This is a genomic window from Paractinoplanes aksuensis, from assembly GCF_024137025.1.
GTDB classification, from domain to species: Bacteria; Actinomycetota; Actinomycetes; order Mycobacteriales; family Micromonosporaceae; genus Actinoplanes; species Actinoplanes aksuensis.
The window spans coordinates 311988-334994 of sequence record NZ_JAMYJR010000001.1 but is presented as its reverse complement, the minus strand read 5'-3'; the positions used below and the strand labels follow the sequence as shown (position 1 = coordinate 334994).

Genomic DNA, 23007 nt, shown 5'->3' with positions numbered 1-23007 from the left:
TTCGAGGAACGGAAACCATGCGTAATCTCCGCACCCTGGCTGCCCTGACACTGGCCGGCGCTCTGACCACCCTGGGCCTTGCCGCCTGCGGCGGCGGTGACGACGCCGCAGCCGGCAGTGGCACACCCGCTCCCGCGCCTTCGGCGACCGCGGCGGCGGCCTCCCTGACGGTCAAGGACCCGTGGGTGAAGGCGGGCCCGGCCGGTGAGATGACCGCGGCCTTCGGCACCCTGGTAAACGGCACCGACGCCGACATCACCATCGCGTCCGCGGAGTCGCCGGCCTCGCCGCTCGAACTGCACGAGATGACGATGAAGGACGGCAAGATGATCATGCAGCCGAAGGCGGGCGGCTTCGTCGTCAAGGCCAAGGGTGATCACGAACTGGCCCCCGGTGGCGACCACCTCATGCTGATGAAGCCCGCGAAGGCCATCGAGCCGGGCGACGAGGTCGCGTTCACTCTGAAGCTGGCCGACGGCCAGACCGTCGACTTCAAGGCGATCGCCAAGCCGTTCGCGGGTGCCGAGGAAAGCTACGACCCCGGTCACATGGCGCCGATGGGCAGCGCCGCGCCGTGACCTCGCGCCGACACCTGCTCACCGGGGCGGCGGCGGCCGGCCTCGGTGCGGCGGCCGGCGCCGGGTTGATGACGGCGGCCGGTGCGGACGACCCCGTGCCGGTCGCGGCGACCGAGGCGCTCACCACCGGCACCGCCACCGTCCCGTTCCACGGGTCGCGCCAGGCCGGCATCGCGGAGGACCCGCCCGCCCACGCCTCGTTCGTGGCGTTCACCCTGCCCGCCGGCACCGACCGGCGGTCCCTGGCCCGGATGATGCGGCTGCTCACCGACGACGCCCGCCGCCTGACCCAGGGCGTTCCCGCGCTGGGCGACACCGACGCCACACTGGCCCCGCTGCCGGCCCGGTTGACCGTCACGTTCGGTTTCGGGCCCGGCCTGTACCGGGCCGCCGGTCTGCCGTCCCCGATCGCGGACCTGCCGAAGTTCAAGATCGACCGGCTCGAGCGACGCTGGTCCGGCGGCGACCTGCTGCTGCAGATCTGCGCCGACGACCCGCTGACCGTGGCCCACACCCAGCGCATGCTCGTCAAGGACACCCGCCCGTTCGGCGCTGTCCGCTGGGTGCAGCAGGGATTCCGGCGCAGCCCGGGCGTGCAGGCCCCCGAGCACACCCAGCGCAACGTGATGGGCCAGCTCGACGGCACCGCCAACCCGCGCGGCGCCGAGATCGACCCCGCCGTCTGGAACTCCGACGGCTCGACGACCCTGGTCGTCCGCCGCATGCGGGCCGAGATCGAGACGTGGGACAAATTGGCGGTCGCCGACAAGGAGAACGCGGTGGGCCGCCGGCTCGAATCCGGGGCACCGCTGAGCGGTACCCGCGAGCACGATGAGCCCGACTTCACCAAGCTCGACGCGTCCGGGCTGCCCGCCATGCCGGACTTCTCGCACGTGACGCGGGCCCGGGTCACCGACCCGTCGCTGAAGCTGCTGCGCCGGCCGTACAACTACGACGGCGTGCCCAACGCGGCCGGCCATCCCGACTCGGGCCTGATCTTCGCCAGTTTCCAGAAGGACATCGTCCGGCAGTACGTCCCCATCCAGCAGCGCCTCGCCGAGAAAGACCTGCTCAACGAATGGATCACACCGATCGGCTCCGCGGTCTTCGCCGTACCGCCCGGCTGCGCCGAGGACGGCTGGGTCGGCGACCAGGTGCTGGCGTGAGACGAGTCCTGATCACCCTGGCCGCGATCCTGGCCGTCCTGGCCCCGCCCGCGCCGGCCTGGGCCCATGCCAAGCTGTTGTCGGCCGATCCGGCCCAGAGCGCCACGCTGGCCAAGGCACCGACCTCGGTCACCCTGACGTTCAACGAGGAGCTCAACCCCGACTTCACCACGGTGGTGCTCAGCGACGCGGCCCAGCAGCGCTTGCCGCTGGCCGTGCCCGCGGTCGAGGCGACCAAGGCCAGGGTGGCGATCGACCAGCCGATCGGCAACGGCACCTACCTGCTGGCCTACCGTGTCGTCTCGCAGGACGGTCACACCGTGCAGGGCTCGTACACCTTCACGGTCGCCGACCCGGCCCTGCCGCCCGCGGCGGTGGTCGCGGCCCCCTCGGCCGCCGCCGCGCCGCCGGCCGGATCGGGCCGAATCCCGACCGGCGTCCTGATCGGGCTCGGAGCTCTCGGCATCTTTCTCGCTGCCGTGGCCGCGTACTTCTTCGCCTCCGGCCGGAGACGACGAGGCAGCCCCGGACCGTCCCCGGCTCCGGCCACGCCGACGGGAAGCCCGTCCGCGGATCCCCGATGAGCCTGGCGGCGGCCGGACCGGGTAGCGCCGTCTACTGGCGACTGATGAGTGGTGTCTCCATGCCCTCGCCGACGGCGCGGAACCGGGGGTGGGCGAGGACGGACAGGACGACGGCGGCCGTGCCCGGCGCGGCGATGTCCCGCAGCACCCGGTGCTCGCCGTCGTAACTGAACGAGACCTGCTCGAAGCCGACCTCGTGGCCGGCCGGGGTCCGCGGCTCGCCGGTCCGGCCCACCGGCGGCAGCGCTAAGAACCCGGCCGGCGACTCCCGCGCCTTCACCGCGTTGCGCAGGAACTGCCCGGACGAGCCGAGCTTGAGGAACGGCCCGGTCAGGCCGAGGCCGAGCAGCACGCCCGGCACGGCCCGGCCGGTAGCGGTCAGTCGACGGCGAGGGCGTCGCGCAGGGCCAGGCGGTGCCGGCGGCGGATCTCGGCCTGCCGGAACGCGCGGTGGTCCTCCTCGGTCTCCGGGATCAGCAGCGGCACCGGCCGGGGCTTGCCGTCGTCGTCGACCGCGACCATCACCAGGTGCGAGGTGACGACGGTGGTGGCCGGGACGGCGCGGTCCCAGCGGTCGGCCGTCACCTTGACGGCGACCTCCATCGAGCTGCGGCCGGCCCAAGTGATGCGCGCGTGCACGTGGACGACGTCGCCCACCCGTACGGCCTGCAGGAACGCGGCCTCGTCGATGGCCGCGGTGACCGCGGGACCGTCGGAGTGCCGGGCGGCGACCACACCCGCGACCGAGTCGATGAGGTTGAGCACCTGCCCGCCGTGGACCGTCCCCATCAGGTTCGTGTGGTGCTGATCCATGATCTGCGACAGGGTCATCTCGGAGGCCGAGGGCGGCCGCCCGGGCTGCGTCATGCTGCGCTTCCGTTCCGGTTCAGCCGACGTCCGCGGGCACGGCGAGGCACGGCGGAACCGTGCCGTGAGCCCACCCGCGAGGCCGGCAGCAGCGCCCACGCCGTCCGTGCGCGCGGCGCGGCAGGTATCGGACTCGCGGACCAGCCGCTCACCGTTGCGGGGCAGTCCCGGATTCGCACCGGGTTCCCTCTTGCGTCGCGGGTTGCAAACCAGCGCCACCGCGATGGTAGCTACCGTGGGGGCCTGATTCCGCGACGATGGGACGAGTGTGAGCGAGACCGCTGAGGGTTGCACGGTGACCGTGTGCCGGGACTGCTGCTGCGGGAACGCGCTCAAGCATCCGTCGCTCGACCACGACGCCCAACTCGACCGGCTCACGGCCGCCTTGGCGCCGGCCCATCGCGTACGCAAGAGCCTGTGCCTCGACGTCTGCGCCGAGGCCAACGTCATGGTCGTGCACCCCACCCCTACCGCCCGCCGCGGCGGCGCGACCCCGGTCTGGTTCGGCCTGGTGCTCAGCCCCGACATCGAGGCCGACCTGGTGTCGTGGGTCCGTTCCGGTGGCCCCGGCGTGGCCGACCTGCCGCCGATGCTCGACCTCTCGGTCATTCCGGCCCCCGGCCGCTGAAGTCCCGCCGCCCGGCGGCTCTCCGTCGTTCCGGGCCGGGCCGTCGCGAGCCTGAGGCCCGGCGGCTCTCCGTCGTTCCGGGCCGGGCCGTCGCGAGCCCGACGCTCGGCGGCTCGATAGACTGGGCGGGCAGACCGTCAGGGAACCCGGTGGGAATCCGGGACTGCCCCGCAACGGTGAGCGGCGTCGCCGCGAGTCCGATACCTGTCGCTGTTCACGCCCGACCGGGCGTGGTCATGTCGGTGACCTCGAGGGCGGGTCGGCGGTGGACAACCGTAAGGGGCTGAGCCCCGGCACACTCGCGCGTCGTCTGGGCGTCGCGACCACGACGCTGCGCACCTGGCACCAGCGGTACGACCTGGGCCCGACCGGGCACGAGACCGGGCGGCACCGGCGGTACGCGCCGACCGACGTGGCCGCGCTGACCACCATGGCCCGGCTGACCGCCCGCGGCATGCCGGCCGGCGAGGCGGCCCGGATGGCCCGGCGCGAGACCACACCGTGGGCGGCCGACCGCCCCATCGACGACCCGGGCACCCGGTCCGAGGCGCGGGGCCTGGCCCGGGCCGCCCGTCGGCTCGACGTGCTGACGCTGCGCGAGACCCTGGCCGCCGCCGTGGCCGCCCGGGGTGTCGTACACACCTACCACACGCTGGCCGGGCCGGCGTTTGTCCTGATCAACGAGGCCGGGTACGCCGAGCCCCGTAAGGCGCTCGCTCGGCGGGTGCTGGCGCAGTGCCTCAGGGAAGTGTTCGCCGCCGTGGCCCGGCCCGCCGCCGGTGTTCCGGTCCGGACGCTGCTCGTGGCTGTCGACAACCGCCGCGACCTCACGGCCCTCGATGCGCTGGCGGCCGCCCTGGCCGAACTGGCCGTCCCCGTGGTCCACCTCGGTGGCGGGCTGCCACTCGACGTGCTCGTGGACGCGATCGCCCGTACCCACCCGGCCGTCATAGTGGTGTGGAGCCACAGCGAGCACCCACCGGCGCTGCTGGAGGCCGTCACCGCGGTTCCCGGCTGGCGCCCGACGATCGTCACCGCGGGCCGGGCCGGGTCGGCCGCGCCGACGCTGGCTGACGCCGTCGCCGCCGTCGCGGGGCTGGTCGTAGAGTGAACGTCGTGCCTGGTCCCGACGTCGACGCTGGTCGGGCGCTGGCCGCGGCGGCCCGGCTCGGGCCGTATTTCACCTGGCAACCGCGGGACGACGAACCCGGGTGGCGGCCGTTCGCCGATCTGCTCGACCCGACGGTGGTGGCCGAGCGGGTCGAGGCCGGGCGCCGGGTGCTGCTCCGGATGTCGGGCCTGGACCGCGACGAGATCGGTGAGCGGGTGGTCGCGTCCACGATCTTCCTCGGGCTGGCCTCGCGGCTCGTCTCGCCGCTGCTGGCGGCAGCCGCGCTGACCGGGGTCACGCCGGTGGCCGACCCGGATCGGCTGTGGTGGCGCCCGGTCGAGGGCGGTCCGATACCTATTGCGTACGGGGACCTCGCCGTGATCGAGGGCGGCCGTCTGGATCTCGGTCTGGTCGTCGAGCCGGTGCTCGACGTCTTCCGCGACCGGTTCACGCTGTCGCCGCAGGTGTTGTGGGGCAATGTGGCGTCGGCGCTCGGCGGCGCGGCCGGCATGATCGCCGACCAGGCCCCGGACGCCGCCGAGCGGGCGGCCGCGATCGTCACGGGTCTGCTCGCCGAGCCGCCCCTGGCCGGCATGGCCACCCTGCATCGGCCCAGTCCGCACAAACAACGCTGGTTCCTGGTGCGGAACAACTGCTGCCTCTACTACCGGATACCCGGCGGCGGCTTCTGCAGCGACTGCGTGCTGACACCGGGCGAAACCCGGCGCCAGCATTGGCAACGCGTCCTCAACCGCTGACAGCATCCGGCGTCTCCCCGCATGACGCAGGCCATGCGGGGAGACGTCGGACTCAGCTGTTGCGGATCTCCGCGGCTGCGGCCACCAGGCGCTTCAGCGAGGCCTCAACCTCGGGGTAGCCACGCGTCTTCAGCCCGCAGTCCGGGTTCACCCACAGACGCCGGGCCGGCACCGCGGCAACCGCCCGGCGCAGCGATTCGACCACCTCGTCGTGCGACGGGACCCGGGGCGAGTGGATGTCCCAGACGCCGGGGCCGACCCCGCGGCCGTAGCCGATCGCGGCCAGGTCATCGAGCACCTCCATCTTCGAGCGGGACGCCTCGATGCTGGTGACGTCCGCGTCGAGCGCGTCGATGGCCGTGATGACCTCGCCGAACTCGGAGTAGCAGAGGTGCGTGTGGATCTGGGTGTCGTCGGCGACACCGCTGGTGGCGAGCCGGAACGAGCCGACCGCCCAGTCCAGGTACGCCGGCTGGTCCGCCTTCCGCAGCGGCAGCGTTTCCCGCAGGGCGGGCTCGTCGACCTGGATCACCTTGAGGCCGGCCGCCTCGAGGTCGACCGTCTCGTCGCGCAACGCCAGCGCGACCTGGTCCGCGGTGTGGCTCAAGGGCTGGTCGGTGCGGACGAACGACCAGGCCAGGATCGTGACCGGGCCGGTCAGCATGCCCTTCACTGCTCGTTCGGTGAGCGACTGTGCGAACGTCGACCACTCGACGGTCATCGGGGCCTGGCGGGCCACGTCACCGTAGATGATCGGCGGGCGCACACAGCGGGAACCGTACGACTGGACCCAGCCCCGGTCGGTGGCCGCGAACCCGTCCAACTGCTCGCCGAAGTACTGCACCATGTCGTTTCGCTCAGGTTCGCCGTGTACGAGCACGTCCAGACCGAGCTCTTCCTGCAACCGGATGACGCGTTCGACCTCGGCCCGCATGAGGTCGGCGTAGCCCTCGGCGTCGAGCGAACCGGCGCGCAGAGCTGCTCGGGCCTGCCGCAACGAAGTGGTCTGCGGGAACGAGCCGATCGTGGTGGTCGGCAGCTCCGGCAGATCGAGGCGCTGTTGCTGGGCGGCGGCCCGGTCGTCGTAGTTTCCGCGCTGCCGGTCGGCCGGGGTCAGCGCGGCCAGCCGCTCCCGTACGGAAGCGTTGTGCCAGGAAGCGGGGGCGGCGGGCAGTGGGGCCGGCAGGTGGGCGGTGCCGTCGCGCAGCGCCTTGCCGAGCAGCACGACCTCGTCGACCTTCTGCCGGGCGAAGGCGAGCCGGGCGTACAGCCCGGGGTCGAGGCGGGTCTCGACGGACAGGTCGACCGGAACGTGCAGGAGCGAGCACGACGTCGAGACGGCCACGTGGTCGGCCAGCCCGGCCACCGTAGCCCCGGCCGTCACCGCGGCGCGCAGGTCCGTACGCCAGATGTTGTGGCCGTCGACCAGCCCGGCCACGATCGTCTTGCCGCGCAGCGGACCGGCCGCGGCCAGCCCGGCGAGGTTGTCGGCCCCGGTCACCAGGTCGACCCCGAGCGCCTCGACCGGCGTGTCGAGCAGGGCCGGCAGCGCGTCGCCCAGCGACCCGAAATAGGTCGCCACGAAGATGCGCGGACGCTGATCTAGCCGGCCGAGTTTTGTGTACGCCTCGCGCAACGCGGCGATCTGTTCGGGCGTACGGTCGGCGGCGTAAGCGGGCTCGTCCAGCTGCACCCATTCGACGCCGGCCTTGGCCAGTTGACGCAGGATGTCCGCGTAGACCAGCACCAGTTCGTCGAGCCGGGCGAACGGGTCGTCGCCCTTGGCCAGCAGCAGGAACGTGGCCGGGCCGACCAGCACCGGGCGGGTCTCGATGCCCAGGGCCTTGGCCTCGGCGTACTCCTGCAGGGCCTTGACCGGGAAGGCCGCGAAGAGGGTGCCGGCGTCGATCTCGGGCACCAGGTAGTGGTAGTTGGTGTCGAACCACTTGGTCAGTTCGAGCGCGGGCTCGGCGTCGACGCCGCGCGCCATCGCGAAGTAGGTGTCCAGCTCGGACAGTCCCAGACGCGCGAAACGCTCAGGAACCGCGCCCACGGCGACCGCGGTGTCGAGGACGTGGTCGTAGAACGAGAACGTGTTGGACGGGATGGCGTCGAGCCGGGCGTTGCGCAGCGTCTGCCACACCTCGGCCCGCAGCCCGGCCGCGGTGCTCTGCAGTTCAGGGGCGTCGATCCGGCCGGTCCAGTACGCCTCGACGGCCTTCTTGAGTTCACGATTACCGCCGATGCGGGGGTAACCCAGGACGGTGCTCTGACCGAAAGACAACAGGGGGTCCTTCCCTCGAAGTGCCCGGCGGGCACGGAGGGACCAGGACGAAAGCCCTGGCCCTCCCGAGGAGCCGCCGGCAGCGCACGCCGGACGGCCTGCGCAGCGCTGGCAGGTCTTCGGACTCGTGGGCGTAGCACTCGTTCCTACCGGCCGTCGCTTCCCAGACCCCGATGGGTCCAGTGCTTCATGACGGCTTTCGTTCCCACTCACCGCTGCGGGGCAGTTCCGGTCTCGCACCGGATTCCCTCTTACGACGCCCGCCGGACAGGCGGCGCGAACCAGCACCGCCTGCCATCGTACGGCGAATCAGAAGTCGTCGTCGAACGAGACCGTGCCCGTCACGCCGACCTGGTAGGCCGAGACGCGGCGTTCGAAGAAGTTCGAGAGCTCCTGGACGTCCTGCAGTTCCATGAAGGCGAACGGGTTCTTGCTGTCGTAGACGGGCTCGATGCCCAGGGCCTGCAGGCGGCGGTCGGCCACGTGTTGCAGGTACTCGCGCATGTCACCGAGCGACATGCCGGAGACGCCTTGTTCGAGGATGTCGGCGGCGAACTGCACCTCGCACTCGACGGCCTCGGACAGCATGTCCTTGACCTGCTGCTCCATCTCGGCGTCGAACAGGTCGGGTTCTTCCTGGCGCACCTGGTCGACCACGTCGAAGGCGAACGCCATGTGCATGCTCTCGTCGCGGAACACCCAGTTGGTGCCCGACGCGAGCCCGTTCAGCAGGCCGCGCGAACGCAGGAAGTACACGTACGCGAAGGCGCCGTAGAAGAACAGGCCCTCGATGCACGCGGCGAAGCAGATCACGTTGAGCAGGAAGGCCCGGCGGTCCTCCTTCGTCTTGAGCTCGCGCATCTCGTAGATCGAGTCGATCCACTTGAAGCAGAACTCGGCCTTGCGCGCGATCGAAGGGATGTTCTCGACGGCGGCGAACGCCTCGAACCGCTCCTGCTCGTTCGGCACGTACGTGTCGAGCAGGTTCAGATAGAACTGGACGTGCACGGCCTCCTCGAACAGCTGGCGCGACAGGTAGAGCCGGCCCTCGGGCGAGTTGACGTGCTGGTAAAGGTTGAGCACCAGGTTGTTGGCCACGATCGTGTCACCGGTGGCGAAGAAGGCGACCAGCCGCGACACGAGGTGCTGCTCGGCCGGCGACAGCTTGGCCAAGTCGGCCAGGTCGGAGTGCAGGTCGACCTCTTCGACGGTCCAGGTGTTCTTGATGGCGTCCTTGAACCGGTCGAAGAAGTGCGGGTAGCGCATCGGCCGCAGCGTCAGGTCCATGCCGGGGTCGAGCAACATCTGGCGTACGGGGGTGGTGGTCACTGGCAGGCCTCACAACTTTCGGGGTTTTCCAGGGAGCAGGCCAGGGCTTCCTCGTCCGAGATGACGGGGAGCGCGGCGATCGGTGCCGCGGCCGGCGCGACCGAGACCGTGGCCTGCTGGATGCGCGTCGCGGGGCGCGAGCGCAGGTAGTACGACGTCTTCAGCCCGGCCTTCCAGGCGTACAGGTACATCGAGGAGAGCTTGCCGATGGTCGGCGCGCTCAGGAACAGGTTGAGCGACTGCGACTGGTCGATGTACGGCGCGCGCGCCGCCGCCAGCTCGATCAGGGCCTTCTGCGGCAGCTCCCAGGCCGTCCGGAACAGTTCGCGAACGTCCGCGGGCAGTTCGGCGATGCCCTGCACGGAACCCTCGGCCCGCTTGATCTGCTCCCGGATCGGGGCCGTCCACAGACCGCGAGCCTTCAGTTCCCGTACGAGATAGGTGTTGATCTGCAGGAACTCGCCCGACATGGTCTCGCGCTTGAACAGGTTGGACACCTGCGGCTCGATGCACTCGTAGCACCCGGCGATCGACGCGATCGTGGCCGTCGGCGCGATCGCCACGAGCAACGAATTGCGCAGACCGCTCACTTCGATGCGCGTTTTCAGCGCGGCCCAGCGCTCGGTCTGCGCAGGCGTGGCGCCCCACAGCTCCGGGTGCAACTGGCCGGCCGCGGCGCGCGTCTCCGCGTACGCCGGGTGCGGTCCGAACTGCTCGGCCAGCGCGGCCGAGGACTCCAGCGCGGTCAGGAAAATCTCTTCCTGTACGCGGGTCGACAGCTCCTGGGCCGCGTCCGAGTCGAACGGCAGCCGCAGCTGGAAGAACGCGTCCTGCAGCCCCATCAGGCCCAGGCCGACAGGCCGCCAGCGCGGGTTCGACGTGGCCGCCTGCTCCGACGGGTAGTAGTTGATGTCGATGACCCGGTCGAGGAAGACAACCGCCGTCCGCACGGTCTCGCGCAGCTTCGTCCAGTCGACGCCGTCCGCGGTGATGTGCGCGCCCAGGTTGATCGAGCCGAGGTTGCACACGGCCGTCTCGTCGTCGCCGTTGACCTCGAGGATCTCGGTGCACAGGTTGGACAGGTGGATCGTGTTGCCGGGCGCGCCGGTCTGGTTGGACAGCGCGTTCGAGCGGTCCTTGAACGTCATCCAGCCGTTGCCGGTCTGGGCGAGCGTGCGCATCATCCGCCCGTACAGGTCGCGGGCCTTGACGGTCTTGACGGCCTTCTTCTCCGCGGCGCGGTAGGCCTCGTCGAACTCGGCACCGAAAAGGTCGGGCAGTTCGGGCGCGTCGGACGGGTCGATCAGCGACCACTCGCCGTCGGCCTCGACCCGGCGCATGAACTCGTCCGGGATCCAGTTGGCCAGGTTGAGGTTGTGCGTGCGGCGCGACTCCTCACCGGTGTTGTCGCGCAGCTCGAGGAACTCCTCGACGTCGGGGTGCCACGGCTCGAGATAGACGCAGGCCGCGCCCTTGCGCCGGCCGCCCTGGTTGACCGCGGCCACGCCCGCGTCGAGCGTCTTGAGGAACGGGACGATGCCGTTCGACCTGCCGTTCGTACCCCGGATCAGGGCGCCCCGGCCCCGCACCCGCGACCAGCCGATGCCGATGCCGCCGGAGAACTTGGACAGCTTCGCGACCTGGTGGTAGCGCTCGTAGATCGAGTCGAGCTCGTCCTTGGGCGAGTCGACCAGGAAGCAGCTCGACATCTGGGTGTGCCGGGTGCCCGAGTTGAAAAGCGTCGGTGAGCTGGGCAGATAGGCCAGCGACGACATCAGCCGGTAGAAGCCGATGGCCTCGGCCGGCGTCTCTGACAGGCCACAGGCCACGCGCAGCAGGAAGTACTGCGGGGTCTCGACGACCGTGCGCTCCTGCGGGTGGCGCAGCAGGTAACGGTCGGCCACCGTGCGCAGCCCGAAGTACTCGAACCGCAGATCGCCGTCGACGTCGACCGCGTCGTCCAGCTTGCGCGCGTTGCGCTCGACGAAGGCGGCCGTCTCGTCACCGATCAGGCCGAGCGAGTGCGCGTTCCTGATCGATTGACTGAAGCTGTGCACGCCCTGGAGGCGAACTTCCTTGTCGACGTACGCCGCCAGCAGCCGGGCGGCCAGCTTCGAGTACTGCGGCTCCTCGCCGATCAGCTCGGCCGACGTCTGGATCGACAGCTTGTCGAGCTCGGCCGTCGTCGCACCGTCATACAATCCGCTGATCGTCTTGGTCGCCACCCGCAGCGGGTCGACCTCGTCGAGATCGGCCACCCACCGCTCGACGGCCTTGACGATCTTGTTGACGTCGACCGTCTCGAGATCGCCGTTGCGCTTGCGCACCTGCATCACGTGCCGTCGTTGCTCCGGCACAGTGGTTCTGTCTTGCGTGACCGTCATCTCCGCGTCCCCCTCACCGATGTGAAGGCACGCAGGGGACGCCGACGGCCTGGTCCGGCCGTGCGAATGGCGTCGGCCGTCCCGCGCGGCCTTCGTCCACCGCACGCCACAGTGGCGTACGGTGCGCTGGCAGGTCTTCGGACTCGTGGGCGCGTTGCACCAGGCCTACTGGCCGTCGCTTCCCAGGCGTCGGTAAACACCCAGTGCTGTGTGACGGCGGTCGTTCCCACTCACCGCTGCGGGGCAGTCCCGGATTTCCACCGGGTTCCCTCTTGCCTCGATCACGACCGAGTCATGATCGAACCAGCTGCGAGCAACACCATATATGGATGACCGCCGCCACGCACAACACCACATGGTGTGTCGGGCGTGTCACCCGTTCGATCCCCTACCGTACGGGTGTGAATTTGCTGGGCGGGTTCGCCGCCGGTCTGTTGATCTCTCTTGTCACCTCGCCGGTCGGCGTGTCAGGAGCCGTGTTCCTGCTCCCCGTGCAGCTCAGCCTGCTGCACGTGCCGAACCCGGCCGTGACGCCGACGAACCTGCTGTTCAACGTGGTGTCCGGGCCGGGCGCACTGCTGCGGTACCGGCACAACGGACAGTTCACCGGCCCGCTCACCCGGTTGCTGCTGGCCGGAACGTTGCCGGGAGTGGTGCTGGGCGCCGTCGTCCGCGTCTTCGTCGTCCCCGGCCCGGACGCGTTCCGGTTCATTGCCGGCCTGGTGCTGCTGCCCCTCGGCCTGTGGCTGGTCCTGCGCACGCTGCGACCGGCCGTGGCCGACCGGCCGCCGTTCGCACCACGCACGATCGTCGGGCTGGGCCTGGCCGCGGGCACGGTCGGCGGCATCTACGGCATCGGCGGCGGCTCGCTGCTCGGCCCGGTGCTGGCCGGCCGGGGTACGCCGATGAGCCGCATCGCCCCCGCCGCGCTGGCCGCGACTTTCGTCACTTCGGTGGCCGGCGCCCTCACCTATGGCCTGCTCGCCCTGACCACCGACGGCGACATCGCCCCGCACTGGACCCTCGGCCTGGCCTGCGGAGCAGGCGGCCTGATCGGCGGCTTCCTGGGCGCGCGCCTGCAACCCCACATCCCCGAAACCGCCCTACGCCTCCTGCTCGGCATCCTGGCCGCGGCACTCGCCGTCTTCTACCTCACGGCGTGACCTCCACGGCACCCTGCTTCGCTCCACGCGACGCCGGCCAACCTCCGAGCGCCACGAGGCAGCGGCCAGGCAGGCAGCGGCCGGGCGGGCCGTCTCGGGTCAGCTGGTGGCGGGGATGGGCGCGGCCTGCAGACTCCGCCACAGGTAGGAGCAGGCGCGGGATCGATAGGGACGCCAGGACTCGCCGAGGCGGATCACATCGGCCGGGGCCGGAAGGCTGTCGAGCCGGTACGCGTCGCGCACGGCCTTGCGGATGACCAGGTCGTCGGCCGGCAGGATGTCGGGGCGGCGCAGCGTGAACATGAGGAACACGCCGGCCGTCCAGTCGCCGATGCCGGAGATCGCGGTCAGCCGCGCGCGGACCTCGTCGTCGGGCAGCGTCCGCAGGTCGTCGAGGTCGAGCCCGCCCGACTCCATGCGTTCGGCCAGCGACCGCAAAGCCCGGGTCTTCGCGTGCGACAGGCCGGCCGTCACGCGTAGTTCGTCGGGGTCGGCCGCGAGCAGAGCCTGAGCGGACGGGACCTCGCCGCCGAACTGGCCGAGGACACGGTCGAACATCGCGCGGGCCGCCCGCGTCGAGAACTGCTGGCTGACGATCGCCAGGATGAGCGAGCCGAACAGGTCCGTCCCGGTCTCGAACAACGACACCGGCCCGAACCGGCCGATCAGCCCGCGCAGCACGGGGTCGGCCGCCGCCAGCTGCCGGTCGGTGGCGTCCAGCGGTGTGCCGTCCGGGTAGACCGCCAGAAGCTCCATGTCCCGCACCGTACCCGGCACGTAGCGCACGCACCCGGCCCGGCCGCGGGGGCGGGGGTTGCTTGTGATCCGCGCGCCTTTGGTGGACGCACGGGGCCGCACGACTTTACGGTGACCGGGCCGTGGTGTTCGGGAAGCCGGTATGAAGCCGGCGCGGCCCTCGCCACTGTGAACGGGATTTCGGAGGCCAACACACCAGGTCACTGGGCTCGCACGAGCCTGGGAAGGCCGGCCCTCGGAGCACCACCCGTCAGCCAGGAGACCGGCCACGGCACGTAACGACCCGTCCACGAGGTGTTGGAAGGCGGTCCGCTGTGCGGTCTCCTGTGTCCTGGCTACTCCCTGCCCTGCTGGTAATCGGCGGCTGCGCAGCCTCGCCCGAGAAGTCGAGCGAGCCGCCCGTCACAAAAACCATCACCAACTGCGGCACCCCGGTCGCCGTCAAGGCGCCGCCGGCCAAGGCCGTCACCATGAACCAGTCGGCCACCGAGATCATGCTGGCCCTGGGCCTGCAGGACCGGATGGCGGGCACGGCCTATCTCGACGACGCGGTCAGCCCGGAGTACGCCGACGCCTACGCCAAGGTCCCCGTGCTGGCCAAGGAGTACCCGTCGAAGGAGAAGCTGCTCGAGACCGCGCCCGACTTCGTCTACGCCTCGTTCAACAGCGCGTTCGGCGACGAGGGCGTCGGCGACCGGGCGGAGTGGCAGAAGCTGGACGTCGGCACGTACATCTCCCCCGCCGGCTGCCCCAAGGGCACGCAGCCGGCCAAGCTGAGCATCGACGACGTGTTCGGTGAGATCCGCGACATCGGCATGATCTTCGGGGTCAGCGACCGCGCCGAGGCGCTCATCACCGCCCAGAAGGCCCGCCTCACGAAGGCCCCCACCAACGCCAAGGTGCTGTGGTGGGACGGCGGCAGCGACGCCCCGAGCGTCGGCGCCTGCTGCGGCGCCCCCGGCATGATCATGGAAGCGGCCGGGGTCACCAACGCCTTCGCCGACGTCAAGGGCAGCTGGGGCGACACGAGCTGGGAAGCCGTGGCCGAGCGCAACCCCGATGTCATCGTGCTCATCGACGCGAGCTGGGACCCCGCGGCCAAGAAACGGGAGTTCCTCGAGAAGAACGCCACCCTCAAGGGCCTGCCCGCCGTCAAGGCCAAGAAGTACGTGGTCATCCCCTTCTCCGAGACGTCGGCCGGGGTGCGCAACGTGCAGGCGGTCGAGTCCCTCGTCAAGGCCATCAGCTGAGGGCACTGCTGGCGGCGGCTCTGATCCTCTCGATCGGCGTCGCCGTCACCGTCGGCCCGGCCGACCTCTCCCTCCGTACGGTGTGGACGGTCGTCGCCGGCCACCTCGGTCTCACGGACGCGGTCGTTCCGGTGCTGCGCGACCACATCGTGTGGCAACTGCGGCTGCCCCGCGTGCTGGGCGCGGCCGTGGTCGGCGCGGGGCTGGCCGTGGCCGGCGCCGTGATGCAGACCGTCACCCGCAACTCGCTGGCCGACCCGTACCTGCTGGGAGTGTCCTCGGGCGCGGCCCTGGGCGCGGTCGGCGTCATCGTGGTCGGCCTGGCCCACGGCGTCGGCGCGCTGGCGCTGGGCGCGTTCGGGGGCGCCCTGCTGGCGTTCGGCCTGGTCGTCGCCGTCTCGGGCCGGTCGGCGCCGACCCGGGTGGTGCTCGCGGGGGTCGCCATCGCCCAGTTGTGCGCGGCGGTGACGTCGTTCGTCATCATCTGGGTGGCCGATCCGCACGCCACCCAGAGCATCACGTTCTGGCTGTCAGGCTCGCTGGCCCGGGCCGACTGGACGGCCCTGGCCTGGGCCACACCCGTGCTGCTGGCCGCGCTGGCGCTGGTCTTCGCGCAGGCCCGCGCGCTCAACGCGTTCGCGTTCGGCGAGGAAGCGGCCGCGACCCTCGGTGTGTCGACCACCAAGGTGCGCTGGCTGCTCCTGGTCACCACCGCACTGCTGACGGCCGTGCTGGTCGCGATCAGCGGCGCGATCGGCTTCGTGGGTCTGATCATTCCCCATGCCGTACGGTTCCTGACCGGTCCCGATCACCGCCGCCTGCTGCCCCTGGTCGCGCTCGGCGGCGCGCTCTTCCTGGTCTGGGTCGACACCGCAGCCCGGACGGTGTTCGAACCGCGCGAGTTGCCGGTCGGCGTGCTCACCGCGCTCGTCGGCGTGCCGGCGTTCATCTTCTTGCTGCGACGGCAGGGATCCCGCTGATGGAGAAAGTCCAAGCCGTGCCCGCGTTCCGCTTCGTGCTGCGAGGGCAGGGATCCCGCCGGTGCTGAACATCAACAGCGTCTCTTGGCTGCACATCCTGCGCGAGGTGACCACCTCAGTGCCCCGTGGCAGCCTCGTCGGCCTGCTCGGTCCGAACGGTTCCGGCAAGACCAGCCTGCTGCGCGCGGTGGCCGCTCTCGTCCCGGCCGACGCCGGTCAGGTCACGCTGGACGGGGACGACGTCGCGCGGGTGAAGCGGGCCGCGCTCGCCCGCCGGGTCGCGCTGCTGGCCCAGCACGCCGAGACCGACCTCGACCTGACCGTGCTCGACGTGGTGCTGCTCGGCCGCACCCCGCACCGGCGGTCCCGCTGGTCGGACGGCCGGGACGACAACACAATCGCCGAGCGGGCCCTCGAGCGGGCCGACCTGACCGAATTCGCCCACCGCAAATGGCAGACGCTGTCGGGTGGGGAGCGCCAACGGGCCCAACTCGCCCGCGCGCTGGCCCAGGAACCCGAGCTGTTGCTGCTCGACGAGCCGACCAACCATCTGGACGTCGGCCACCAACTTCAACTGCTTTCCCTCGTACGCAAATCAGGTGTGACGACGTTGGCCGCGCTGCACGACCTGAACCTGGCCACCATGTTCTGCGACTCCGTGGTCGTGCTCGACCGGGGCCGCGTCGTGGCCACCGGCCCACCGGCCGACGTGCTCACGCCGAAACTCCTGGCCGAGGTCTACGGCGTCGAGGCCACCGTCCACGACCACGACGGCCGCCCGGTCATCATCTTCGAGAGGCCCCCGACATGACCGAGTCGCCCCGCCCGAGTGAAGCGCCCGGCGGCAGGGTGGCCCCCGACATGACCGTGCTGCTGGTCGCCCGCTCGGTGACCCACCACGGCGGCCACGACGCGATCCACCGCCTGGCCGCGACGGTCGGCGCCCGCGCCTGCTTCCTCGACGGCGCGGACCCGTCGCTGCACGCCGCGCTGGACGAGGCCGACGGCGAGGTCGTGCTCGTGCCCGCCCATCTGCCGCCCGACCGCTACCTCGACACGTGGATCCGCCGGGCCGTCGCCCACTGGCGCGAATCCCGCGGCCGCGACCTGCGCGTCTCGGTCACCACGGCGCTGGCCGCCCAGCCCGCCCTGACCGACGCCGTCCGCGAGGCGCTCGACGGCCCGCGCACCGAGCTGACCGGCAATCCGGGGCCGTTCCGCAGTCCGGCCTGGTCGCAGATCACCCGCCACCGCCACCAGGTGCTCGTGTGCCGCGGCCCGCGCTGCACGGCGTACGGCGCCAATGAGGTTGCGACCGCGCTGAGCGAGCGCCTCGGCGAGCACGGGCTGGGCGACGACGACGTGCTGGTCACCTCGACCGGTTGCCTCTTCCCGTGCAACCTCGGCCCGATGGTCGTGGTCCATCCGGGCGACGTCTGGTACGAGTCGGTCGACCCCGGGAAGGCCGTGCGTATCGCCGACGATCACCTGCGGGACGGACGGCCGTTCGCACCGCCCCGAAAGTACTGAGAAATCGCTGGGAACTAACCCGGACCGGGGAGCGACAAACCCCACGGCACCATCCCCCATGTCGTCGTGGACCCCCGGAACGAGGAGCCCATGTCCGCCGCCCCCGAAACACAGGTCAAGCCCGCGCCGTCCCCGAGGCCGGAACGGAAATCGAGCGGCTTCGGCGCGCTGCTGTTACGTCTGCACTTCTATGCGGGCATCTTCGTCGCGCCGTTCCTGTTCGTCGCCGCGCTCACCGGTCTCGCCTACACACTCACCCCGCAGCTCGACAGCCTCGTCTACAGCAACGAACTGACGGTGGCCAGCACTGACGGCACGCCGCGGCCGCTGGCCGAGCAGGTGGCGGCGGCCCGGCAGGCCCATCCGGACGGCGAGATCGCGACGATCCGGCCCGGCGAGGGTGACGGCACGACGCAGGTCGACTTCAATGTGGACTCGCTGACGAACGACCGGCAGCACACGGTCTACGTCGACCCGTACACGGCCGAGGTCAAGGGGCAGCTCACCACCTGGTTCTCGTACACGCCGCTGAAGACCTGGTTCGACGACTTCCATCGCAACCTGCAGCTGGGCGACCTCGGACGGCACTACTCCGAGTTCGCGGCGAGCTGGCTGGCGATCATCGCGCTCGGTGGGCTCGCGCTCTGGTGGCGGCGGACGCGCGGCAACCGTACGGCGAAAAAGCTCTTGGCCCCTGACCTGTCGGCCCGCAAGGGTGTGCGCCGGACGCGCAGTTTCCACGCCGCCACCGGTGTCTGGCTGACCGTCGGCCTGTTGTTCCTCTCGGCCACGGGACTCACCTGGTCGCGCTACGCGGGTGAGAACTTCGGGGCGGCCCTGGACGCGCTCGACTCCCGGACGCCCTCGTTGTCGACCGGGGTCGAGGCGGCCGGCGGCGGCCACCACGGCGGGGCGTCGGGCGTGGCGGCGTTCGACCCGGCCACCGCCGACGCGGTGGTGAAGGTCGCGCGCGACAACGGGCTCGACGGGCCGATCGAGCTGAGCGTGCCCGCCGACGCGGCCACGGCCTGGACGGTGGCCCAGAACGACAGCGAATTTCCCGTACGCAAGGACAAGATCGCCGTTGATGCCGCGAGCAGCACCGTGGTCGACCGCAGCGACTTCGCCGACTACCCCCTGCTGGCCCAGCTGACGAGCCTCGGGGTGAGCGCCCACATGGGGATGCTGTTCGGCCTGCCCAACCAGATCCTGCTGGCGGCGCTGGCTATCGGGTTGCTCTGCGTCATCGTCTGGGGTTACCGCATGTGGTGGCAGCGGCGGCCGACCCGGGCCGGGCGGCGGGCGCTGGTCGGCGCGCCGCCGGTCGAGCGGGGGGTCTGGCAGACGCTGCCGCCGTGGGGCATCGCGGTCGGCGTCCCGATCGTGTTCGGGCTGGCCTGGGTGATTCCGCTGTTCGGCATTCCGCTGGCGGCGTTCCTGCTGGTCGATCTGGCCGTCGGCGCGTGGCGCTCCCGGTCGGGCCGCAGCTCGTCGATCCCCGTGTCACCGCCACCCGCCGGTAGCTGAACTTCGCGAGGCCATTGACCATCGATACGCTTCGATGCACACTCAGGCAAGCGCTTACCTCAGGACATCCACCGGCCTGGAGGGCTTGCCGTGCGATCGATTCTTGCTGTCGCCACGACGTTGACCGTGCTCGCTGTCCCGGCCGCGGCGGCCGCCAAAGCGCCGCCCGGCCCGGACCGCGGGCTCGTGGTCGCCGGGACGAGCGAGGGCGCGTTCCTCAGCTGGCGGCTGTTCAAACGCGAGGCCACCGGGCACAGCGCGACCGGGCTGACCGGCACGAACTTCCACGTCTTCCGGGACGGCCGGCGGATCGCCACCGTCACCGACAGCACCAACTATCTGGACCCGGGCGGCAGCGCCACTTCCCGTTACCAGGTCGCGGCCATCGGCGGTAAGCGCAGCGAGCCCACCGCCACCAGCGCCACGAACCACTTCGACCTACCGCTGCGGAAGCCGGCCGACGGCGTGACACCGGCCGGGGAGGCGTACACGTATGCGGCCAACGACATGAGCGTGGCCGACGTGGACGGCGACGGGCAGAACGAGTACGTCGTGAAGTGGGATCCGTCGAACTCGAAGGACGTGTCGCAGATCGGCTACACCGGGCCGGTCTACGTCGACACGTACGAGCTCGACGGCACACTGCGGCACCGGATCGACCTCGGCGTGAACATCCGGGCCGGCGCCCACTACACACAGTTCCTGGTGTACGACTTCGACGGCGACGGCCGGGCCGAGATCATGATGAAGACCGCCCCCGGTACGCGCACCGTCCGCAACGGGCAGAGCCGCTTCATCACCCTCCCCCGGGCCGACACGGCCCGCGGCTATCGGAACACCGACGACTACCGGCTCAGCGCGGCCGGCTACCACGAGCATCTCGTCGCCATGTTCCGGGGCTGGGCCACCCATCCCGAGGTGGTGGCGGGGCGCTGGCCGGCCACGGTCGACGCGGCGCTCGGCCTCACGCCCGCGGGTCGCAGCGCCGAGGAGCTCGCCGACTACTTCATCGACGTGTATGCGCCGGCCCGCAGCGCTCGCAACGTACTGCGTACGTTCCAGGGCTTCATCGTCGACGGACCCGAATACCTGACCGTGTTCGAGGGCGCCACCGGACGCGAACTGGAGACAGTGCCCTACAAGCCCGGCCGCCACGACGACGGACTTATGTGGGGCGACTACGCCATGCCGCGGATCGAGCCGGCCAACCGGGTCGACCGCTTCCTGGCCGGCGTCGCCTACCTCGACGGGCGCCACCCCTCAGCCGTCTTCGCGCGCGGCTACTACACCCGCTCGACCCTGGTCGCGTACCGGTGGAACGGCCGCCACCTGGTCGAGAACTGGTACGTCGACAGCGGCTGGGTGCCGATGGCCAACCCGTTCAACGACAGCCCGCACGGCCGCGACGGCACCGATCCCGTCTTCGGGAAACTGACCACCCAGGGTTTCCACTCACTCAGCGCGGCCGACGTCGACGGCGATGGCCGGCAGGAAATTGTGTACGGCGCGGCGACCATCGACGACGACGGCCGCCTGCTCTATTCGTCGACCGGGGTGCTCCCCGAGGGCAGCGCCGCCCCCGGCCAACGGGTGCGGCTCGGCCACGGCGACGCCATGCACGTCACCGACATCGACCCCGACCGCCCCGGCCTCGAGATCTTCACCGTGCATGAGAACGGCACTTCGGCTCCGTACGGCATGGCCATGCGCGACGCCCAGACCGGTGAGGTGCTGTTCGGCAGTTACTCCGGCCGCGACACCGGCCGGGGCATGATCGGCGACGTGCTGCCCGACGTCCCCGGCATCGAGTCGTGGGCCAGTATGCCCGGCGGCTCGGAGGCGCTCGGCCTGCACACCGCCCAGGGCCAGGTGCTTCCGGGCGCCATCCCCGGCACCAACCAGAGCATCCGCTGGTCGCCCGACCTGACCACCCAGATCGTCAACGGTGCCGGCGACGTGACCCCGACCATCGACGACTGGCAGCGGGGCACCGTGCTGACCGCCGAGGGCACCCGCACCAACAACGGCACCAAGGGCAACCCGAGCCTGGTCGCCGACATCCTGGGCGACTGGCGCGAGGAACTGCTGGTCCGCACCACGGACAGCACGGCCGTACGCATCTATCTGAGCACTGCGCCGACCAGCCACAAGCTGTACACGCTGATGGACGACCGCCAGTACCGCGTCGAGGTGGCCCGCCAGCAGACCACTTACAACCAGCCCTCGTACCCGAGCTTCTACCTGGCCGCCGACACCGGCTGGAGCCGCGTTCCCCTCCGCTGAACCGCCCCACCGCCCTCCTCCCTAACCCCAACCCACGCCGCGCGCCGCCTCTGTTCACCCCGGCACCCGCCGGACGCTCCCTACCTTCGCCCCGCCAGGCACTCCTGCCCTCGCCCGCCGCAAGCCCAGCGCTTCTTCCCTCGCCCCGCCGCGAGCCGGGCGCCACGGGTCCCTGCTCGGCCGGCGAGTCAGGCAGGATGGGCCGGGTGACGGCTGATCTCGTACGAGTGGACGCGGTGACCCACCTGCGCGGCACGACCGCCGTGCTCAGCGAGGTCAGCCTGGCCCTGCCCCCGGCCCGGCTGGCCGTGCTGGCCGGCCGGTCCGGTTCCGGCAAATCGACGCTGCTGCACCTGGTGGCCGGCATCATGGCGCCGACCCGGGGCGAGGTCACGGTCGACGGCAAACGGGCCACCTCGGTGCACGACTGGGCCCGCGTGGCTCTGCTCCCCCAGCGCCCGGCCCTGGCCCCCGAGCTGACGGTGGCCGAGAACGCCCAGCTCCCGGCCCGCCTGCGCGGCCGCGACCCCGACCCCGACCTGCTGACCCGCCTGGGCCTGGACGCGCTGGCCGGCCGCCCGGCCCACGACACGTCGCTGGGCGAGCAGCAGCGCACCGCCCTGGCCCGCACCCTGTCCCTGACCCCGGCCGTGGCCCTGCTCGACGAGCCCACCGCCCACCAGGACGACGACCACGTGGCCCTCGTGCTGGCCACCCTCACCGCCGCCGTGGCCGCCGGCACCCTGGTGCTGGTGGCCACCCATGATCAGCGCATCATCGACCTGGCCGACGCCCTAATGCCGCTCCGCTCGGGCCGCCTGCTGACACCTGAGCCGACCGACTGACCCCGGCCGGGTGAAACCTCTCCCCATCGGCCGAGGAACGGCCCTAATCTGGCCCTTCCATCGGTGGATGGACACACACCCCTAAGACCTACTAGCTTGATAGGCGATTGAGGGATTTGTTCAGGGGGTGATCCACTTGGTGCGGGTGGAGATGAATGAAGCCGGGGTTGTCCGGGGCGGCCGCCGGGTTCTGGTCGGCGCGAACCTGGTGCTGCCGCCGGGCTCGCTGACCGCCGTGGTCGGCCCGGAGGCGACGACGTTGCTCGATCTGGCCGCCGGACTCGCACCGGCCGAGGGCTCGGTGCGCTTCGACGGCGTCGACGTGCGCCGACTGGGTGAGGATGTCCTGGCTTCGAGCGTGGCCGTGGTGACCGCCCGCCCGTTCCTGACCCCGGGTTCGGTTCGCGACAACGTCACGCTGGGCGCGACCTGCGACGACGCGGAACTGGCCGAGGCCCTGCGCATCGCCGGCCTGACCCTGACCGACGACCCGGCCGCCCACCGCCTCCAGGTCGGCCTCGCCCGCGCCGTGCTCCGCCGCCCGCGCCTGCTGGTGCTGGACGCCCCCGAACTCGACCCGCAGGTGCCGGCCAATCTCGCCGGCACCGGCCTGACGGTCCTGGCCGCCACCACCCGCCCCGGCCCCTACGCCGACCAGATCGCCGTCCTCACCGCCGGAAAGCTGACCGTCCTGAACCGCGACGACCCGGAGTACCGGCGCCTCACCGGCTCCACCGCCGAGCCGGTCGGGGCCGTCGCCCACTGACCGCCCCATCCGGCAACGACCGCCCCGCCCAGTTCGCAGCACGCACCCCCGGCGGCCCGGCCCACGAACGACCAGGACCGCGTTCGGCCACCTCACGACCTGCCCGCTCTGCCACCCGCCGACCAGCCACGAGCGACCACCACGCACCCCAGCCTGCCGACGACCGCCGTGTGAGCCTGGGCCGCGCGGCCGCAGAGTCTTCGCACGTCCGAACCGGG

At 71.2% G+C, this 23007-nt stretch carries 20 protein-coding genes, 1 pseudogene and 5 riboswitches; of the genes and pseudogenes, 15 read left to right on the top strand and 6 right to left on the bottom strand.

Features of this window, described 5'->3' with window-relative positions; all coding sequences use genetic code 11:
- The first annotated feature begins 17 nt into the window (after positions 1-17).
- The 3 genes from M1L60_RS01570 to M1L60_RS01560 are packed head-to-tail and all read left to right on the top strand — an operon-like array spanning position 18 to position 2328.
- Positions 18-578 carry a copper chaperone PCu(A)C gene (locus tag M1L60_RS01570; RefSeq protein WP_253235410.1) on the top strand — a complete coding sequence of 187 codons (561 nt, stop codon included), beginning with the start codon at positions 18-20 and terminating at the stop codon, positions 576-578.
- Positions 575-1744 (top strand): Dyp-type peroxidase, encoded by a 1170-nt coding sequence (locus M1L60_RS01565; RefSeq protein ID WP_253235409.1) that lies wholly within the window; start codon positions 575-577, stop codon positions 1742-1744. Before M1L60_RS01570 ends, M1L60_RS01565 begins: the two co-directional genes overlap by 4 nt.
- The gene (locus M1L60_RS01560; protein ID WP_253235408.1) at positions 1741-2328 is read left to right on the top strand and encodes a copper resistance CopC family protein; all 588 of its coding nucleotides are present in this window, start codon (positions 1741-1743) and stop codon (positions 2326-2328) included. The genes M1L60_RS01565 and M1L60_RS01560 overlap by 4 nt, the downstream gene beginning before the upstream one ends.
- A gap of 31 nt (positions 2329-2359) precedes the next feature.
- Here M1L60_RS01560 and M1L60_RS01555 read toward each other — a convergent pair whose 3' ends face one another.
- Entirely contained in the window at positions 2360-2689 is a 330-nt protein-coding gene (locus M1L60_RS01555) for a hypothetical protein (protein ID WP_438862061.1), read from the bottom strand.
- A 17-nt stretch (positions 2690-2706) separates the two neighbouring features.
- Positions 2707-3195 carry an acyl-CoA thioesterase gene (locus M1L60_RS01550; protein ID WP_253235407.1) on the bottom strand — a complete coding sequence of 163 codons (489 nt, stop codon included), beginning with the start codon at positions 3193-3195 and terminating at the stop codon, positions 2707-2709.
- Positions 3196-3297: 102 nt separating this feature from the next.
- A riboswitch (cobalamin riboswitch) is annotated at positions 3298-3433 on the bottom strand.
- 57 nt (positions 3434-3490) lie between these two features.
- Between M1L60_RS01550 and M1L60_RS01545 the strand changes: the two genes are divergently transcribed.
- The 3 genes from M1L60_RS01545 (at position 3491) to M1L60_RS01535 (ending at position 5692) form a co-directional block, all read left to right on the top strand.
- Positions 3491-3823: a hypothetical protein gene (locus tag M1L60_RS01545; protein ID WP_253235491.1), complete on the top strand. Its 333-nt coding sequence runs from the start codon at positions 3491-3493 to the stop codon at positions 3821-3823.
- A gap of 114 nt (positions 3824-3937) precedes the next feature.
- A riboswitch (cobalamin riboswitch) is annotated at positions 3938-4033 on the top strand.
- A gap of 55 nt (positions 4034-4088) precedes the next feature.
- On the top strand, positions 4089-4934 hold the full coding sequence (locus M1L60_RS01540; RefSeq protein ID WP_253235406.1) for a MerR family transcriptional regulator: 846 nt from the start codon (positions 4089-4091) through the stop codon (positions 4932-4934).
- A 5-nt stretch (positions 4935-4939) separates the two neighbouring features.
- Entirely contained in the window at positions 4940-5692 is a 753-nt protein-coding gene (locus M1L60_RS01535; RefSeq protein WP_253235405.1) for a (2Fe-2S)-binding protein, read from the top strand.
- 52 nt (positions 5693-5744) lie between these two features.
- On the opposite strand, the gene metE is transcribed toward M1L60_RS01535, so the two are convergent.
- The 3 genes from metE to M1L60_RS01520 form a co-directional block, all read right to left on the bottom strand.
- Positions 5745-7976, bottom strand: a complete 2232-nt coding sequence (gene metE, locus M1L60_RS01530; protein WP_253235404.1) for a 5-methyltetrahydropteroyltriglutamate--homocysteine S-methyltransferase — start codon at positions 7974-7976, stop codon at positions 5745-5747.
- A gap of 93 nt (positions 7977-8069) precedes the next feature.
- Positions 8070-8277, bottom strand: a riboswitch (cobalamin riboswitch).
- A gap of 8 nt (positions 8278-8285) precedes the next feature.
- Positions 8286-9281, bottom strand: a complete 996-nt coding sequence (locus tag M1L60_RS01525; protein ID WP_253235490.1) for a ribonucleotide-diphosphate reductase subunit beta — start codon at positions 9279-9281, stop codon at positions 8286-8288.
- Positions 9282-9301: 20 nt separating this feature from the next.
- The gene (locus M1L60_RS01520) at positions 9302-11689 is read right to left on the bottom strand and encodes a ribonucleoside-diphosphate reductase subunit alpha (protein WP_253235403.1); all 2388 of its coding nucleotides are present in this window, start codon (positions 11687-11689) and stop codon (positions 9302-9304) included.
- 111 nt (positions 11690-11800) lie between these two features.
- Positions 11801-12012, bottom strand: a riboswitch (cobalamin riboswitch).
- A 6-nt stretch (positions 12013-12018) separates the two neighbouring features.
- Here M1L60_RS01520 and M1L60_RS01515 point away from each other — a divergent pair.
- Entirely contained in the window at positions 12019-12852 is an 834-nt protein-coding gene (locus M1L60_RS01515; RefSeq protein ID WP_253235402.1) for a sulfite exporter TauE/SafE family protein, read from the top strand.
- Between the two features lie 99 nt (positions 12853-12951).
- Here M1L60_RS01515 and M1L60_RS01510 read toward each other — a convergent pair whose 3' ends face one another.
- Complete coding sequence (locus tag M1L60_RS01510) at positions 12952-13608, bottom strand: DNA-3-methyladenine glycosylase family protein (RefSeq protein ID WP_253235401.1); 657 nt, start codon at positions 13606-13608, stop codon at positions 12952-12954.
- Positions 13609-13714: 106 nt separating this feature from the next.
- Positions 13715-13893: riboswitch (cobalamin riboswitch) on the top strand.
- A gap of 41 nt (positions 13894-13934) precedes the next feature.
- Between M1L60_RS01510 and M1L60_RS01505 the strand changes: the two genes are divergently transcribed.
- The 8 genes and pseudogenes from M1L60_RS01505 (at position 13935) to M1L60_RS01470 (ending at position 22789) form a co-directional block, all read left to right on the top strand.
- Complete coding sequence (locus M1L60_RS01505) at positions 13935-14858, top strand: ABC transporter substrate-binding protein (protein ID WP_253235400.1); 924 nt, start codon at positions 13935-13937, stop codon at positions 14856-14858.
- Entirely contained in the window at positions 14855-15838 is a 984-nt protein-coding gene (locus tag M1L60_RS01500; RefSeq protein WP_308208411.1) for a FecCD family ABC transporter permease, read from the top strand. The genes M1L60_RS01505 and M1L60_RS01500 overlap by 4 nt, the downstream gene beginning before the upstream one ends.
- Before the next feature lie 61 nt (positions 15839-15899).
- A pseudogene (locus M1L60_RS01495) lies at positions 15900-16395 on the top strand (ABC transporter ATP-binding protein); the annotation flags it as partial.
- A gap of 304 nt (positions 16396-16699) precedes the next feature.
- On the top strand, positions 16700-17368 hold the full coding sequence (locus M1L60_RS01490) for a (2Fe-2S) ferredoxin domain-containing protein (RefSeq protein WP_253235397.1): 669 nt from the start codon (positions 16700-16702) through the stop codon (positions 17366-17368).
- 90 nt (positions 17369-17458) lie between these two features.
- Complete coding sequence (locus M1L60_RS01485; protein ID WP_253235396.1) at positions 17459-18895, top strand: PepSY-associated TM helix domain-containing protein; 1437 nt, start codon at positions 17459-17461, stop codon at positions 18893-18895.
- A 90-nt stretch (positions 18896-18985) separates the two neighbouring features.
- Positions 18986-21178: a rhamnogalacturonan lyase gene (locus tag M1L60_RS01480; RefSeq protein ID WP_253235395.1), complete on the top strand. Its 2193-nt coding sequence runs from the start codon at positions 18986-18988 to the stop codon at positions 21176-21178.
- A 206-nt stretch (positions 21179-21384) separates the two neighbouring features.
- The gene (locus tag M1L60_RS01475) at positions 21385-22023 is read left to right on the top strand and encodes an ATP-binding cassette domain-containing protein (RefSeq protein ID WP_253235394.1); all 639 of its coding nucleotides are present in this window, start codon (positions 21385-21387) and stop codon (positions 22021-22023) included.
- A 151-nt stretch (positions 22024-22174) separates the two neighbouring features.
- On the top strand, positions 22175-22789 hold the full coding sequence (locus tag M1L60_RS01470) for an ATP-binding cassette domain-containing protein (protein WP_253235489.1): 615 nt from the start codon (positions 22175-22177) through the stop codon (positions 22787-22789).
- Positions 22790-23007 lie beyond the last annotated feature (218 nt).